This is a genomic window from Streptomyces sp. NPDC090045, from assembly GCF_044747975.1.
Taxonomy (GTDB): Bacteria; Actinomycetota; Actinomycetes; order Streptomycetales; family Streptomycetaceae; genus Streptomyces.
The window spans coordinates 71,209-85,816 of the sequence record NZ_JBIVFA010000023.1 but is presented as its reverse complement, the minus strand read 5'-3'; the positions used below and the strand labels follow the sequence as shown (position 1 = coordinate 85,816).

The window sequence follows — 14,608 nt, the reverse complement described above, 5'->3', positions numbered from 1 at the left end:
GCCCACACCCTCACATCACCAAAGAGCCCACCCATAACCTGACCAACGACCAGCCTGGCTACCAGTCACGCCAAACACCGTTGCAGTACTAGGGCGTGGTGTGGTCGGCGGGAATGGTTAACGACAGGAGGCCGGCGCGGCCGACCCCGAAGTCCTGCGGACTCGACGGCTGGGCAGGGGGGAGCCGGTGCTGCACGTGGTAGAGCAGATTCATCGCACCGTCCTCGTCACCGGCCGCGAGACAGCGTGGTGACCTGGGCGCCGTACACCGGGCTCGCCGACCGTGTCGAGGCGGTCGCGGATGCCCTCCAACGCGTCCACAGTCCTGACTGGCGCGCACGTTCCCCGGCCGTCTGTCCTGGCTTGGGGAAATGGTGTGACGCGGGCGGACCGGCTGACGTAGGCCCCAGCTTGGCCGCCCTGCTCGGCGCGCCTTCTCGTGTATGCGCATCCTGGGGGTTCTTCAGCGTGTCCGCAGCTCTGGTCGGTCCGCCAGCGGCGGTGACGGTGTATCCGGGCACGAGACGCGAGAACCTGGCCCTGGCCGGGGGTGGCCGCACCGGCTGGACGGGGGGACCGCGGTGGTGATGACGGGCAGGCACTGCCGTCGGCCCGATGCTCGGCCTCCACCCGATCATGGCCGTCCAGTGGCGCCGCCGCGCCGCCACCGACTGGACCGCCTACCTCCAAGCACGCCAGCGCGCCCTTATCCACGGGCCTCCACACCCCGGGCACTGAGATCGGACGTGGCCGGCTTCTGGTGCGCGAAGGTTCGGTGTGGATCTTGGCGTTCTGGGATGGTGAACAGGTCATCTGACCCAAGGCCGATGTGCTGCGGATCAGTCCTCCAGTAGCTGCCGCAACCGGCAGGAGTACCACGCGGTCGCCGCGCACACCACCACGTAGATGGCGACGCCCTGGAGAGCGAAGTTGACGTAGTGGAACTCCCACTGCGCCGCCCCCGCTTCGGTGCCGTACGGGGGGTTCTCCCAGATGTACGGAAGGAACTGGGCAACGAGCCCGCCCAGGAGCTGGGCGGCGATGTAGAGGGCGGTCAACTCCCCGAGGCGCCGCAGCCAGGCCCGTCGATCGGTGCGGATCAGGGCACGGACTCCGGCGAGCGCGGTCCCGGGCTGCCACCGCGGGCCCGCCGGGGCGACCCGGGCGCAGACCGCGGGCACCAGGACCACGGCCGCGATGACGAGCCCGACCAGTAGCGTGTTCAGCAGCCCCGCCGTGCTTTCCGAGCTGACCCGGCTGCGGCCCTGGGGCGCGAGGAGCACCGCCAGGATCGGTAGGTGGGTGATCAGGGCGGCGAGGTACACGCGGCCGAGCAGCGCGGCCGAGGGCGGACCGAGGCGACGAGGGCGCGAGCGGGTCGGTACGTGGGGTGGGGTCATGCAGCTGATCCCACCACATCCTTTCACTTTGGTGAAGTAGTTTTCTTCACCAAAGTGAAAGACTTGTACGCTGACCGGCATGAGTACCGAACGGGACGGCGCCGCGCTGGGCCACGAGCTCAGCCTGTGGGTGGTGCTCTACCACGAGCAGCTCGCGGCCCGTCTGCACGTCAACGCCACCGAGCACAAGGTGCTCGGCATCATCACCCGCACCCCCGGCACCACTCCCGGTCGGCTCGTCGGCGAAACCGGCCTCAGCAACGCCGCCATCACCAAGATCATCGACCGGCTGGCCGCACTCGGATACGTCGAACGCGCCAGGGATCCCGGCGACCGCCGCCGGTTCACCCTGACCGCCACAGCAGCGCACCGCCGCGTCCTGGGTGCGGCCATGGCCCCGATGACGGCAGGGATGGCCGAAGTGGTGCAAGGCCTCGACGAGTCCGAACTGGCCGCCGTCGGCCGCTGGCTCACCGGAACCGTGGCCGTCATGCGCGAGGCCGCCCTCGCTCTGGCCGAGGAGAACCGCAGCGGTGATCCGAAGGAAACGGCTGGCCCCTGACGGGGTGCACAGTGACGCGGGGATCTGGAATACCACACGTCTCGAATGACGCTCCCCGCCAGCTGGGGCCTCGGCCTGGACGGCGAAGCGCCGCGAGGCCTACCCCAACGACCAGGACACCCCACCTCGCTGATCGCGGTCACCGCGAGGTCCAACCGGGCCAAGGCCGACAAGGACCCGGCGGAATGGCTCCCGCCCACCACCACCTACCACTGCACGTACGTGACCGGCTGGGTCGAGACCAAGCTCCGCTGGGGCCTGGCCGCCGACGACCGCGAGCGCGAAGCGCTCCTCGGCCTGGCGGAGGACTGCCCCGGCGCCACCGTCACCTACGAGACCGTCCCGTAGCGGCTCGGTTCAGGCCAGCCGGGAGCCGATACGGAAGCGCATCTCCCCGGCGGCATGGCGGACCTCCTCGGGCTGCGCATCATCGTCGAGCAGCCCGAGGAGCACCATCAAGGCCCTCGCCTCGTCCCGCTGATCAGCTTCAGCCGTGGTTCGGTGGCCCCGTCGAGGAACACGTCCAGCATCTCGTCCATGCGCGGAACAACGCCCCCGCTTGCCGTCGCGCCGTGGAGCCGGGGCGCCTGGAGCGGTCCGGCGGTAAAGGAGGAGGAGTTCGAGCTGACCGGCGGGGTGCTGCCGGGCGGCACCTACGCGGCGGAGCGGGTGGCTGCGTACCGGACGGGATGAGCGGGCTCCACCACCCTGCTGAAGCTGATTGCGTGCACGCGGTCCGGCCCCCGCACAGTAAGCCCGCCAGCTTCTCGGTGCCGGGCGCCACGAGGGCGAGCCCGAGGCCCACCAGCCCGGTGGCCGGGTGGGCACGACACGCCTGTTGATGCGCCTCCGGTCCACCCAGCCGGCCACAGCACTACGAGCTCGCGGCCTCCGCTAGGACGCGTGCGAGATCGCGGGGGCAGGTGGCCATCGGCCAGTGACCCGAGTCGAGGTCCACGTACTCGAGGCTGGTGGCGCGGGCGAGGTCGGGGCTCTCGCCGGCGGCGATCCACGCCTCGGCCTGGGCGGGGGTGAACTCGGGGCAGACGACCACGACGGGGACCTCGAAGCGGCGCTCGTCACTCAGGCGCACGACTCCCGGGCGACCCCCTCAGGAACAGGAACAGCGGCGGACGCAAGTCGGTGTCGTGTCTCCCGGTCGAGGTCGGCGGAGTCAGCTCCCTCGAAGGGGCCCCAGCCCGGGAAGGGCATCACTCCGTCCTCGATCGCGAAGAGATCGGCGTAGGCCCGCCCGTCAGCGGCGGGGAAGCCGCCGATCAGGGCGACCTTGGCCACCTTCTCCGGTCGCGCGTCGGCGGCCAGCCAGGCCAGGCTCGATGCGACGGAGTGCCCCACCACCAGGGGCTTCCCGGGCGACGCGTCAACCGCGGCGAGCACTGCCGCCAGCTGGTCGTCAAGCGTCGCGGAGGCGGTTCCGTCCCGCTGGCCTGGGAGGGTGAGCGCCAGGGGACGGTGGCCGAGTGCGGTGAGTTCAGGCACGACGTCGTCCCACGCGGATCCGTCGAGCCACAGGCCGGCGATGAGCAGCATGTCCACGGTTGTTCTCCCGGAGAGGAGTCGGATCTGACTGCCGGGACGCTATCGGGAGGCTCTGACAACGGGGCCACCGCCCAGGACACCGCCCACGCGCCGCAACGGCACCAGCCCCGACGGGTGGACGTCGCCACGGCGCAGGGGGCGGGGCACCTGGCGGTGATCAGGAGCGGGACGGCCCGGGGTCGCGGTCGCCGAGCACGAACGCGGCAGGCCAGCTCTCGCGCAGGATCCGGGCCAGCAGCGGGTGCTCGGAGTCGAGAACCTCGCTGGGCCGGATCGACCCGTCCGCCGCTTCCCGCTGCCCGCCGAGGAGGACGGGCGCCTGGAGCAGCTCCTCGCCCCACGGCTCGATGGCGTTGCCGAACAGGCCCTCGAAGCGGTGTCCCTCCAAGGTGCCGTCGTGCACCCGGCGGGTGTAGTCCTGGATCACTTCGGCGGCCAGGCGCACCCAGGCCAGGTGGACCACGGTGCGGCCGTCGTCGAGGCGGATCGGCAGCCGGACCTTGAGGAAGTTGCCGACACCTTGGGCGACCATCATCGCGCCGGTGTCAACGGTGACCCGCTCCGCCTGCTCGGCCGGGGAGAGTTCGCCGATCAGGTGGGGCAGGGCGTGGGCGAAGCCGGGATGCTCCGGGTCCAAGGTGCCGCCGCAGTCGCACCCGCACCCGCCGGCCCCGTGGCCGTGCGCCTCCTGGCCGGAGCCTACGGGCAGCACCAGGGTGAAGGACCGGGCGACGGTGAAGACAGTCGGCTCGGGCAGGCCGAGCGCGGCCAGCGCGGCGGAGGCGGCCTCGTGTCGCTCGCCGTTGACCCGCACCTCGGCCTCCACGTCGCCCGGGGCGCCGCCGTAGAAGACCCGGACACCGTTGAACCAGGGCGACTCCAGGTCGGCAATGAAGGTGTCGGCGATCTCGCGGAGCACGTCCGCTTCCACCAGTGTGTTCTGGAGACGGAGGTTCTCCCGGTCGGAGAGCCCATAGGCCAGCACGCCCGAGTTGATGGACCTCCACCCCGGCACACCGTGCTCATCATCGGGGCCCCGGTGTTCGGCGAGCTCCTCACGTTCGTAGAGCAGCTCGAGCAGGCAGGCGCCGGCGGAACGGGCCCAGAGGCCGGCCGCGTCGCGCGCAGTGGTGACCACCACGACACAGTCCACGAAGCAGGGCACGTCGGGCTGGATGCTCACGTCCGGGAAGGCGATCAGGTCGTAGTGCCGGTCGTCCCCGTGCCCCGGCGGTCCGACAGCGACGGCCCAACCCTGCGGGCTGAGGAGCGAGTTGCCCTTGAGTTCGGCGCCCGCCGTACAGCCGGGGGCGACCTCCTCCAAGGCGTCGCGGACCAGGGCGAGGAAGTCGAGATCGGGCAGTCGGCCCGCGTGGGGCTCGGTGCGGCGCAGGCGGCGGCGTATCCAGGACATGCGGGGATCATACGGAGCCGGTGCCGGTGAGCCACCTGCATCTCCGTTCCAGGGCATGCGCGGTGCCGGCGGAAGCGGCGGAGGGCCTGCCGCGCCGAGCCGTCGGTGAGCGGAGCCTCGCTCAGGCGCCGCTACTTCTCACCGACATCGCGCACGGCCGTGATCGGGCAGTGGTCTTGGAATCCGACGACACATGCTCTCGGGTGTGGTCTACGCAGCCAACGGCGGCCTGTTCTGGTTCCTGAAGCTGTTGCCGGAGTTCGAGGACACACGAGGCATAGGTAGCCCGGCAGGAAGTTCGGCGTCATGCCGTACGTCTCCAACTTCATCGACGACACCCAGAGCAAGGTCAACAACGTTCGCGAGGACTTGCCACATGCTCGGGGTGATGCCGGCCTGCACGCGGAAGTGCAAGAAGGGGCAGGCAGAACACCCGGTCCGGGACGGTTCCCGCACGCCTCTGACCTCACCACGCGTTCAGGCGCACCTTTGGAAACGTCGGCGTCGAACGGGACCACTTCCGCGTGAGGGGACTGCAGGACACCACATCACCGATTAGGTGCATGGCCGCCGCCACCTGCGAACGGGTCGACAATCGGGACCGCCGCAACGTGACCAAGACGCCGTTCGCGCACTTGAAGGGTGCGTTTCATCATGTCCCGCGTCTCGCTCATCTACGACACCGGCAAGAACCTCAAGAAGGTCGATCCCGCCTTCGGTGTGACGGAGTGCCTGGTCAACGCCGTGGGGGTGGTGCTGGCACGCGCCGGGCCGTCGTGGCGTCGGCTTTCGGAGGGGCGACCGTACCCGTCGGTGCCCCAGAAGTGTCAGCAGGGGTCGGCACTCTAATCGCATCCCATCCGGGTGCTGTGCAGCTTCTGGGGGGCCGGGTTTTGACGGACCGTCGCCCCGGCCTTCCGGTTGATGCGCGGCGGTCCTGATGGGGGGCTCCCATGCCGGAGAGCGACTCGCGGCGGCGGACGTGCGCACGCACGACCGCTCTCCAGGGGCCGCGGGCTGCCGATACAGGAGTAAGGGGGCTTGACCTGCGGAGGCGGCCCGAAGAAGTCTCTTCGGGCGGCAGTTCGGAAACTGGATGCGCTGTCGCAGCCGGCCTGTGTGGCGGCCTTCAGTTCGGGCATGGCCCGTGACGCATCAGGGGGACGAGATGACCACCACCAAGACCTCAAGCCCGGCAGCACCTGTGACCGGCCGGACGCCGGGCAACCCCGTCGCGCTCCTCAGTGACGAGGAGTCCGCGGTGACGAGGGTCATTCCCGGTGCGGCCCGGAACCTGCCCCGGCCACTGGACACCTTGACCTGGCAGCAGCCCCCTGTCCTAGAGGACGAGGACGACGACTCGCGGTGACCGCACGGCACGGGAGCCCGTCGCCCCTCGCCCCTCGCTGATCGGCCCAGGGAGCAGAACATGGTCAGCGGTTGTGCCAAGCCGAGTGGTCCTCGTTCCACTGCTCTCGGGCCCGGGCCTGCTCCTCTTCTGCGTCCAGGCGCTCGACGCGGTTCCGTCACCGATGTAAGAGTCGGCGTGCGAGCAAGCGTGGTGGTACCGGTGACGCTGGCTGACCATCACCACCGTCCTGGCGATGCCCGCCAGGTTCGGGGCTGCCGGAGGCGACGGAGAGCGAGCCGGGCCCCGGCCTGGCCCTGCACCTGCGCGAGCAGTTCCCGGCTGTGCGCCCCAGTTCCTACGGCGGGCACCGGCAGCACTGGAACACCGTGATCCTGGACGGCACGGTGCCCGCCGAGGAACTTGCCGAGATGATCGGCCACTCCTGGGCGTGGGTGGTGGCCAAGCTCCCCCGTCCCGCCCGCGAGCGGCTGCAGCTGCTCCATTCCGGCCGGCCTGATCCCGAGGGGGCCGGGCGCGGCACACCGTAGCTGCCGCCATTGCTCGGCCCCGGGTGCCCGGCGCCGCGAACCTCATCCGGCCCCCTGTGCCGTCACGGTATGCGCCGAGCCCGGGCGCATGGTTCACCCGTTCTTGCCGGCGGCGCTGATGCAGAAGGGCTGGCCGGAGGGGTCCAGCAGTACGGTCCAGTGCTTTCCGCCGGGCTGGTGGGCGGGCTTGGTGGCGCCGAGACCGATAAGGCGCCTCTCAGCGGCCTCGACGTCGCCGAAGGCGAGGTCGAGATGGAAGACGAGGTCGTCCTGGGGCCAGTCGGGAGCCTTGAAGGACTCGGCCGTGTAGAAGACGTACTGCGTCGTCCCGTCGCTGATCATCGCCGCGGAGTCACCGAAGGTCTGGGTGACCTCCCAGCCCAGCGCGGCGGCATGGAAGGCGGCGAGAGCCTTTCCGTCATGACCCCAGAACGCTGCGCACTTCACCATGCTGACGGCAGCCGTGTCGGTGTTCTTCGTCATGAGGGTCACCGGGTCCGCTTCTGGTTGACGCCGATGACGTAGCCGTCGGGGTCGGTGAAGTAGAACAGCTTGTCGCCGTGGTGCTCCATCACGTCCTTCTGGACGGTGCCCAGCGGCCGGATGCGCTCGACGTAGGTGTCGAAGTCGTCGACGGCCAGGTAGAAAATGCCGAACGCGCCGATGGGGGTGTCCTTCAGGACGGGCAGCCAGTCGCGCAGGTGCTCGTCGCGGTAGACCATCAGCGCGAACTCGCCGTCGAAGAGCAGGATGCGCAGGTCGTCGTCCGGGTCGTTGCCGGCGGGCAGCGCGGTGAATCAGCGGAAGCATGACCTCCGTATAGGACAGTGCGTCCTAGATGTAGCGACCCGCAGTGGGTGTTCACACGGGTGACATGTCGCTCGGCGCGGCGGGCTTGGCTTCAGCCGACGCCGACGCGCAGGGCGCGGCCATCGGTTCGCCCGGTGTCCCGTCGGGCAACGTCGTCCAGGTCCCGGCGCACGTTCCCGTCGACGTGTGTGACGAATTCCCAGGTCAGTCTCGCGCAGACCAACACAGGGCCGCGAGCTCCAGGGACCTCAACATCGCTTCCCGGTCCGCTGGCACGTACTCTTCCGCGGCTGCGGCCGCGTCCAGCACCTCCCCAATCTCCGAGGCCGTGAGGCTGCGCGCCTCGGCCGCGGCCAGCAGGCCGTCCGCCCGCCCTCGGGGCAGGCCGCGTTCCGAGGCGATCAGGTCGCGCAGCGCTTCCTCGCGCACCGCGAAACGGCTCATTCCGCAGTCGAGGCCATCGTCGTCCAGCTCGTCCGGGTAGGGCGCGCGGGCCCAGGCACCGTTCTCGTACCAGTACACGCAGCCCAGCTCCCAGCCCTCCAACAGCTCCCGCAGGCGCTCGTACGGCAGCCAGTCCGGCGCCTGCGCCAGCATGTCGATCGCGGGTTCGTGCCATTTCACGGCACTGGACTCGTCCTCGCCGTACAACAGGTAGCGGCCCTCTCCCACCTGCTGGAACGTCCACCAGGTGCAGCCGCGGTCGTCGAGGTGCAGACCCTGGCCGTCGATCCACGTGCCGCCGCGGCGGACGCCCCGGGTCTCCGCCTCCGCCGTGGCCTCCAGTACGGCGACCAGGGCCCAGCGCGCCCACAACACTTCGGCCGCCGGCAGGTCCTCCGGTCGGCCAGGCCTGTCGATCGCCATTCCGTCCCCCAGCCCGCCCAGTCCTCGTACGGCGTCCCGCATGATCGCCGAACCGTGATCGTAGAACAGAGCCTGGACGGATCCGGAACTGGTGGGGCGGCGGGCGGAGGGAGGAACGGAGGAAGTAGTGAATGGGTGCGGCGGTGGCACTGGTGGGGTGTCAGCCAGGACGGGATGGCCGTCACCTGCTCAGGCCGGGCAGCTCTAGTGATCATGGCTGTCGCGAGGCGACCAAGCTGCTGCCGTTCGGTGCCGATCAGGAGGGCGCCCGGGTGCCGGCCGACGACCCGTGGGCCACGCCCACCCGACGGGTCCCCGGCGCCGCCCCGCCCCCGGCCCCGCACCTGCGGCGCCCGCCGCCGTCCCGGCCCCGCCCCCGTTGCCCCCGCGCCCACGGTCCCCGCCGCCGCGTCCGCCGCTGGGCTCGCGCCGGCCGCCTGCGCGTCCGCCGCTGCGTTGCGGGTGCGGGAGGCCGCCGATCCGTGGGCCGTGCCCGGGCCCGCGAGTACGGATGCGAAGCGGGCCCGTTGACCGAGGGCTTGACGGCTCCCCGTGACCTCGACCTCGCAAACCGGCCGCGCGCCCTGGAGCGGCTGAGGGTGCAGTCGGCCGCGCACTCGCAGATGGTGGCGATGGTCAGGGGAGTCCTGCCGGAGCGGGAAGCGGGCCTCCTGATCGGCTCACGCCAGTGGCCCCTGCTCGCCGCCCGCATGCAGCAGCTCGGCGAACGCGACGGCACCCACACCGTCGCCCAGCACCTGAACCGCCTGAGCGCCGACACCTATTGAGAACGGGGACTGGAGGAACCGTGCGGAGAGACCAAGGGGAAAGCGTGGGGGAAGTCTGAGGGGAGGCGAGGCCTGCGCCGCTGGGCGTTCTCCACTACCGCAGGTGACAGGCCATTCTGTGGGTGGTGACTCGGCAGACTCTCCCTTGGGTGCGGGTAAGGGGCAAAGCTGAGGGACGCTGCAAGGGATGAATGTTTGCGAGGGTCATCTGCAGCTGCGTCCCTGGCACGGCGTGTGCTGCGAAGCGAACCACGTGCAGCCACCGTGCTGGGGGGAGCGAATCCGGGACGTGCAGTTCGATCTTGATGGAGGATTCCCGCGTTGTCCGGTCCACACGAGGTCGGCAGGTGATGGATCCTGCCGGATCAGTGCCGGTCAAGGTTCCCCCTCTCGTCCCGGAACGAAGCGATGTCATGTGCAGCCCGAGCACGGCGAGGCGTCGGCCTCCCAGTTCGGCGACGATCAGTTGCGCGGGCAGGTTACGGGGCGCGGGCGGTGGGATGAGCGAAACCGGGCCGGACAGACGGACGGACTGTGCCGGCAGGTCGATCGGATCGCCGTACCGCTGACACCGCTCGAAGTCCGCAGCGGCGCGGGCCCCCCTCGGGGGAGTCCGGACTGATGATGCCCAATGCGATGTGGAGAGGTTGGTCGCGGTCGGCTCCCGGGTACGCGGGTAGCACCACCACTCCTGTGTGCGGTCCGGGACCGACCGAGATGCGGAACATGTAGTGCGGGTCCACTCGACGTCGCCACCGTCAACGCCCGCGACCACCCGCCCACGCCCCGACCCGGACGTGACGCTCGACCTACCCGGCCTGCTCGCCGACCACCTGCGCACCGCCGGCGATGAAGCCGTCCGTCGGGCACTCGCCTCCCCGGCGGCGCCCGCCGTCGGCCTGCGACGGCACGGGCGGCGGGGGAGGGGCCCCCGCGTCGCTCGGGCGGAACTTGCCGTGCCAGAAGCGGTTGACGAACTCCAGGCGGTTCCTCTTGCTCCCCAGGCGCGCCGCCACGGCGCCCCACGCCGGTTCGCCCTTGAGGAGACGGGTGGCCTGCTCGGCGAAGTAGTCGGCCTCCTCGCGCCACTGCTTGCCGAGCGCCCCGCGGGCGGGGATCTCGGTGGAGATGTTCTCGACCGCGCCGTTGTTGGCGGAGGCGACGACCATCTCGAAGCCCGTGAACTCGGGCCGCAGCGGGGTGACCGTACGGGTGTAGTCGCCGCTCTTCCACACGTACGGGGCCTGCTTGGCGAAGGCTTCGGAGGGCAGGCGCAGGACGGCCAGACGACGGGCCCGCTCGACGACGGTCGCGGCGAAGCAGTCGCGCAGCATGGTCGTCTTGCCGGTGCCGGGCGGGCCGTTGACGGCGAAGATCCCGGCCGTGGGGGCGAGTTCGGTGTGGACGGCGTTGACGGCGAACTGCTGGCTCAGCGCGAGCGGGTGCGCGGCCTCCGCCGGCCAGCGGCCCGCGGGAGTACGGGTGGGGGCCACGCCGGCGAGCGCGGCCGCGGGATTCAGGCGCAGGTCGACCCGACGGGTCTTGTCGAACGCCACGCCGGGAGTGAGGTAGTTGGCGAGTCCCGGGCCGGGATCGCCCTGGGCGAGCGCGCCCGCCACCCGGTCGAGGTCGGCGGCGATGAAGCTGTTGAGGAAGTCCTGCTGGTCGGTGTCGCCCGCGTGATCGAGCCGTACGGGAATGCTGCGGACGCGCAGTCCGGCGGGGTTCAGCGCGACGGAGACGCCCCAGGCCTCGGCCAGCTCCTCCATGAACTCCAGGAGACGCGCGGCCGTGACCGGCCCCTGGCCGACGGGGGATTCCTCCTCCTCGTCGCCCTGGCGCTCCACGGGGGAGGACGGCGTGGCGGGGGGCCCGCCGAGCGCGGCGGCCCGGCCGCCCCACGCGCCGGCCTCCGCCTCGAACCCGTCGAGCCAGCCGCGGCTGCCGGGGTCGGGCGCCACCGCGCGGCCCGTGGCCCAGGCGCACGAGGAGAAGACGGGGGAGTCCAGCAGCAGCCGGCCCTCGTCGGTGACGGTCAGGGCGAACAGCGCGCTCTCGCCGTCCATCCGTCCGTCGTGGTCCTCGGCGCTCTCACCGAAGACGTGGAGCAGGGTGTCGCGTACGGCGCCGAGGGCGAAGGCCCCGCCGTAGACGACGTGCTGCCATCCGTACCCGGCCTCCAGCGGGACCGACCGCAGCGGGTGCCCGGCCTCCCAGGGCATGGGTCCGTCCGGCTCCGCCGCGTACACGCGCTCCCGGACGGATAAGGCCGGTACCTTCTGCGGGCTGAACAACTCGACCGCCCGCCAGTACCCGACGATCCCGCTCCGCCGCCGGCGTTCTCCCCCCGCCACACCCACGCCCACTCCCCGTCCTCGGTGATCATCGCTACGAGGCACCTTATGGCGCCCGGGCGCCCGGGCGGGCGGGTCGGGCCGTTGTGATGTCCGGCTGTTGACCTTGCCGTTGGCGGCAGGGTTGCACGCTGAGCGGCATGAACAGCATCGCATCGCAGAGCGCCAGGGTCGTCCTCGTCACCGGAGCCGGCACGGGAATCGGCCGGGCCACCGCACGCGCCTTCGCCGCCGCCGGCGACCACGTGGTCGCGGTCGGGCGGCGAGCCGAACCGCTGGCGGAGACCGCCGCCGGGTACGACCGGGTGACGCCGCTGCCCGCCGACATCACCGTCGGGGGCGGGCCCGACCGGATCATCCGGGAGGTGCTGGAGACACACGGCCGACTGGACGTGCTCGTCAACAACGCCGGCATCGTGCGCGGCGGCGCCCTCGGCACCCTGACGCCGGAGACGATCGAGGCGCAGCTCGCCACCAACCTCGTCGCCCCCGTCCTGCTGTCCCAGGCCGCGCTGCCGCCCCTGGAGGCGTCGGGCGGGGTGATCGTCAACGTCAGCACGTCCGTGGGGCAGCGCGCCTGGCCCGGCAGCTCGGTCTACGCAGCGACCAAGACCGCGCTGGAACTCCTCACCCGCAGCTGGGCGGTCGAGCTGGCACCCCGCGGCGTCCGCGTGGTGGCGGTGGCCCCCGGCGCCGTCGACACCCCCATCGGCGAGCACCAGGGCCTGACACCGGAGCGGATGGCCGCAGTACGGGAGTGGCAGCTGGCGCACACCCCGCTGGCCCGGATCGGCCGCCCCGAGGAGGTCGCCTGGGCGATCACCCAGCTGGCCTCACCAGCCGCGTCGTTCGTCACCGGAGTGGTCCTCCCGGTCGACGGAGGGGCGGTCGTCGCGTGATAGGAGTGGTCCCGGAGGTGGGACGGGTGCGGATCGGTGAGCTGGCCAGGACAACGGGCACGACCGCCCGTGCGCTGCGGCACTACGAGCAGGCCGGGCTGATCTCCTCCGAACGGGCCCACAACGGCTACCGCGTCTACGACGAGGCGTCGGTGGTGCGGGTCCGCAACATCCGCTCCTTGCTGGCCGTCGGCCTGACCCTGGACGACGTACGCGTGTTCCTGCCGTGCCTGGACGGCGATGTGACCGCCGCACCCCCCTCCGACAAGGGCCTACGCGTCGCACGGGAACGGCTGGCGGTCCTCAACGAACGCATCGCCGCCCAGATCCGGGCCCGCGACCGACTGGAGACCGCACTCCGGGACGGAACCGCCGATCGGCCCCACCCGGAACCTGCTGGAGCGGGTTAGGCGGTCGCGCGGAGGCGGGTGGCGGCGGCTTCGGCCTCGCGTACGACGCGGTCGGTGTCGACCTCGACCAGCCGGCCGCCGAGCTTCAGGGCACGGCCGTCGACGAACACGGCGTCGATGTTCTCGGGGCGCCCGTTGAAGACGATCTGGCCGACCCAGTCGAAGCGCGGTGCGAAGTTCAGGGCGGCCGGGTCGATGACGACGAGGTCGGCCCGTTTGCCGGGGGTCAGGGAGCCCACCCGGTCGGCGATGCCGAGGGCCTCGGCGCCGCCCAGGGTGGCCATCCGCAGGACGTCGTCCACCTGCGGGAAGACCCCGGCGTCAGTGGTGCGGGCACGTTGCAGGCCGATCGCCGTCTTCATCAGCGCGTGGAAGTCCGAGCTGTCGTTGGTCCCGCCGTCCAGGCCGAGCCCGACCTTGACCCCCCGCCGTCTGAACTCGGACAGTCGCATGATGCCGGAGGCCAACCGCATGTTGCTCAACGGGCAATGGGCCGCCCGTACGTCGTGTGCGGCGACGGCGGCGATCTCGGCGTCGGTCAGGTGGATCGCGTGGTTGATCAGGAGACGCGGGCCGAGCGCGCCGATGTCCGTGAGGACTCCGATGGGATCGTCGGCGCGCTGCTCGGGGCGTTCCAGGACATGGGAGTTGAGCATGACGCCCATGTCCTGCGCGGCTTCCCAGTGCGCGCGGTTGAGGTCCTGGACGGTGCGGGCCGCATGCGTGGCGACCTGGAAGGAACCGAGCGGCACCGGGTCGACGAGTTCCTTCTTCACCTTCGTGACCAGCACCGCGTCGGGCTTGGGCGGGAACATCGCGTAGGTGAACCGCACCCCGGTGCCGGCCAGCGCCCGTACGTAGCTCTCGACCAGGTCGTACGAGAAGATGTCCACCCAGTCCACCAGCGTGGTCACGCCCGACTGGACGGCGTCGAGGGCCGCGAGTCGCACGAAGCTGTGGAGGGCCGCGGGCGTCAGCCGGCCGCGCTGGGGGTCGGTACACCCCTGGAACCAGCCGAACAGGTCACGGTCGGTACACCCGCCTCGGATCACCGCCTGCCAGAGGTGGGTGTGGGTGTCGACGAACCCCGGCATGGCCAGCTTGCCCGAGGCGTCCACGACCCAGGCGCCGCGCGGCGCCTGGAGGGCCGTGCCCACGGCGGCGATGGTGCCGTTCTGCATCAGGACGTCGGCGTTTTCGATGGCACCGAGGGGGCCGCTGCCGACGGCGGGGTCCATGGTGAGCACGAGGGAGGCCCCGCGGAGCAGGACCGTCCGGCCGGCCTGGGCCGACTGGTCGGGCTGGTCGGCGGGTTGGCCGAGGGGTGTGGTGCGGGCGGTGACGCCGAGGGCGAGCGGGGCGGCGGCGGCCAGACCGAGGCCGGTGAGGAGGGCGCGTCGGCTGGGGGTCGGAGCCGGGGGCGGGGTGGGGGCTGAGTGCATGGCGTGTTACCTCCCGAGGACTCAGAACGGAAGGCCCGCCCGGGCGACGCTGTGGGGGCGTCGAGCAGGGGCGGGAGATTACACGCAGCATGCCCAGCGAACGGCCTTTCGATAGGCGTCAGCGGAAAACATTTTCCATTCCGGTCATGTGTCCGTCATGTCGCCGCCGACGGCCCTGGAAACGGAGGCGCCCCCACCGAGTG

Annotated in this window: 16 protein-coding genes and 3 pseudogenes; 11 read left to right on the top strand and 8 right to left on the bottom strand. The window is 71.2% G+C overall.

The genetic code is table 11. The features are described 5' to 3' along the window. Positions 1-615 precede the first annotated feature (615 nt). A complete protein-coding gene (locus tag ACIPYQ_RS38370; RefSeq protein ID WP_401258991.1) occupies positions 616-738 on the top strand; it encodes a hypothetical protein in 123 nt (40 codons plus the stop codon). A gap of 101 nt (positions 739-839) precedes the next feature. Here ACIPYQ_RS38370 and ACIPYQ_RS38365 read toward each other — a convergent pair whose 3' ends face one another. After that, positions 840-1,400 (bottom strand): hypothetical protein, encoded by a 561-nt coding sequence (locus ACIPYQ_RS38365; RefSeq protein WP_401258988.1) that lies wholly within the window; start codon positions 1,398-1,400, stop codon positions 840-842. Between the two features lie 79 nt (positions 1,401-1,479). On the opposite strand from ACIPYQ_RS38365, the gene ACIPYQ_RS38360 reads away from it, so the two are divergent. The 3 genes and pseudogenes from ACIPYQ_RS38360 to ACIPYQ_RS38350 all read left to right on the top strand — a co-directional run bounded on the left by ACIPYQ_RS38360 (position 1,480) and on the right by ACIPYQ_RS38350 (position 2,655). Continuing rightward, entirely contained in the window at positions 1,480-1,962 is a 483-nt protein-coding gene (locus ACIPYQ_RS38360; protein WP_401258985.1) for a MarR family winged helix-turn-helix transcriptional regulator, read from the top strand. A 61-nt stretch (positions 1,963-2,023) separates the two neighbouring features. Further along, positions 2,024-2,310 (top strand): annotated as a pseudogene (locus ACIPYQ_RS38355) (HNH endonuclease); the annotation flags it as partial. 54 nt (positions 2,311-2,364) lie between these two features. Continuing rightward, the gene (locus ACIPYQ_RS38350; RefSeq protein ID WP_401258983.1) at positions 2,365-2,655 is read left to right on the top strand and encodes a hypothetical protein; all 291 of its coding nucleotides are present in this window, start codon (positions 2,365-2,367) and stop codon (positions 2,653-2,655) included. Between the two features lie 181 nt (positions 2,656-2,836). On the opposite strand, the pseudogene ACIPYQ_RS38345 reads toward ACIPYQ_RS38350, so the two are convergent. Further along, positions 2,837-3,519, bottom strand: a pseudogene (locus tag ACIPYQ_RS38345) (alpha/beta fold hydrolase). Between the two features lie 160 nt (positions 3,520-3,679). Next, on the bottom strand, positions 3,680-4,936 hold the full coding sequence (locus ACIPYQ_RS38340) for a DUF6348 family protein (protein ID WP_401258981.1): 1,257 nt from the start codon (positions 4,934-4,936) through the stop codon (positions 3,680-3,682). 654 nt (positions 4,937-5,590) lie between these two features. Here ACIPYQ_RS38340 and ACIPYQ_RS38335 point away from each other — a divergent pair. The 3 genes from ACIPYQ_RS38335 (at position 5,591) to ACIPYQ_RS38325 (ending at position 6,835) form a co-directional block, all read left to right on the top strand. Further along, positions 5,591-5,785, top strand: a complete 195-nt coding sequence (locus tag ACIPYQ_RS38335) for a hypothetical protein (RefSeq protein WP_401258979.1) — start codon at positions 5,591-5,593, stop codon at positions 5,783-5,785. Between the two features lie 319 nt (positions 5,786-6,104). Further along, positions 6,105-6,305 (top strand): hypothetical protein, encoded by a 201-nt coding sequence (locus ACIPYQ_RS38330; protein ID WP_401258976.1) that lies wholly within the window; start codon positions 6,105-6,107, stop codon positions 6,303-6,305. Between the two features lie 254 nt (positions 6,306-6,559). After that, entirely contained in the window at positions 6,560-6,835 is a 276-nt protein-coding gene (locus tag ACIPYQ_RS38325) for an MmcQ/YjbR family DNA-binding protein (RefSeq protein WP_401258999.1), read from the top strand. A 93-nt stretch (positions 6,836-6,928) separates the two neighbouring features. On the opposite strand, the gene ACIPYQ_RS38320 is transcribed toward ACIPYQ_RS38325, so the two are convergent. Together ACIPYQ_RS38320 and ACIPYQ_RS38315 are read right to left on the bottom strand one after the other, a co-directional pair. Beyond that, positions 6,929-7,318: a VOC family protein gene (locus tag ACIPYQ_RS38320; RefSeq protein WP_401258974.1), complete on the bottom strand. Its 390-nt coding sequence runs from the start codon at positions 7,316-7,318 to the stop codon at positions 6,929-6,931. Between the two features lie 5 nt (positions 7,319-7,323). Then, positions 7,324-7,557: a VOC family protein gene (locus ACIPYQ_RS38315; protein WP_401258971.1), complete on the bottom strand. Its 234-nt coding sequence runs from the start codon at positions 7,555-7,557 to the stop codon at positions 7,324-7,326. Positions 7,558-7,709: 152 nt separating this feature from the next. Here ACIPYQ_RS38315 and ACIPYQ_RS38310 point away from each other — a divergent pair. Next, positions 7,710-7,835 (top strand): annotated as a pseudogene (locus tag ACIPYQ_RS38310) (chaplin); the annotation flags it as partial. 14 nt (positions 7,836-7,849) lie between these two features. On the opposite strand, the gene ACIPYQ_RS38305 reads toward ACIPYQ_RS38310, so the two are convergent. Continuing rightward, on the bottom strand, positions 7,850-8,554 hold the full coding sequence (locus ACIPYQ_RS38305; protein ID WP_401258968.1) for a hypothetical protein: 705 nt from the start codon (positions 8,552-8,554) through the stop codon (positions 7,850-7,852). A gap of 497 nt (positions 8,555-9,051) precedes the next feature. Here ACIPYQ_RS38305 and ACIPYQ_RS38300 point away from each other — a divergent pair, with 497 nt between their 5' ends. Next, the gene (locus tag ACIPYQ_RS38300) at positions 9,052-9,300 is read left to right on the top strand and encodes a hypothetical protein (RefSeq protein ID WP_401258967.1); all 249 of its coding nucleotides are present in this window, start codon (positions 9,052-9,054) and stop codon (positions 9,298-9,300) included. 809 nt (positions 9,301-10,109) lie between these two features. Here the strand turns inward: ACIPYQ_RS38300 and ACIPYQ_RS38295 are convergent. Next, a complete protein-coding gene (locus ACIPYQ_RS38295) occupies positions 10,110-11,660 on the bottom strand; it encodes a hypothetical protein (protein WP_401258965.1) in 1,551 nt (516 codons plus the stop codon). A 134-nt stretch (positions 11,661-11,794) separates the two neighbouring features. On the opposite strand from ACIPYQ_RS38295, the gene ACIPYQ_RS38290 reads away from it, so the two are divergent. Together ACIPYQ_RS38290 and ACIPYQ_RS38285 are read left to right on the top strand one after the other, a co-directional pair. Continuing rightward, positions 11,795-12,553, top strand: coding sequence for an SDR family NAD(P)-dependent oxidoreductase (locus tag ACIPYQ_RS38290; protein WP_401258963.1), 759 nt, complete (start codon positions 11,795-11,797; stop codon positions 12,551-12,553). A gap of 26 nt (positions 12,554-12,579) precedes the next feature. Then, entirely contained in the window at positions 12,580-12,963 is a 384-nt protein-coding gene (locus ACIPYQ_RS38285; protein ID WP_401258961.1) for a MerR family transcriptional regulator, read from the top strand. Here ACIPYQ_RS38285 and ACIPYQ_RS38280 read toward each other — a convergent pair. Beyond that, entirely contained in the window at positions 12,960-14,405 is a 1,446-nt protein-coding gene (locus ACIPYQ_RS38280; protein ID WP_401258959.1) for an amidohydrolase family protein, read from the bottom strand. The genes ACIPYQ_RS38285 and ACIPYQ_RS38280 overlap by 4 nt on opposite strands. Positions 14,406-14,608: the final 203 nt, after the last annotated feature.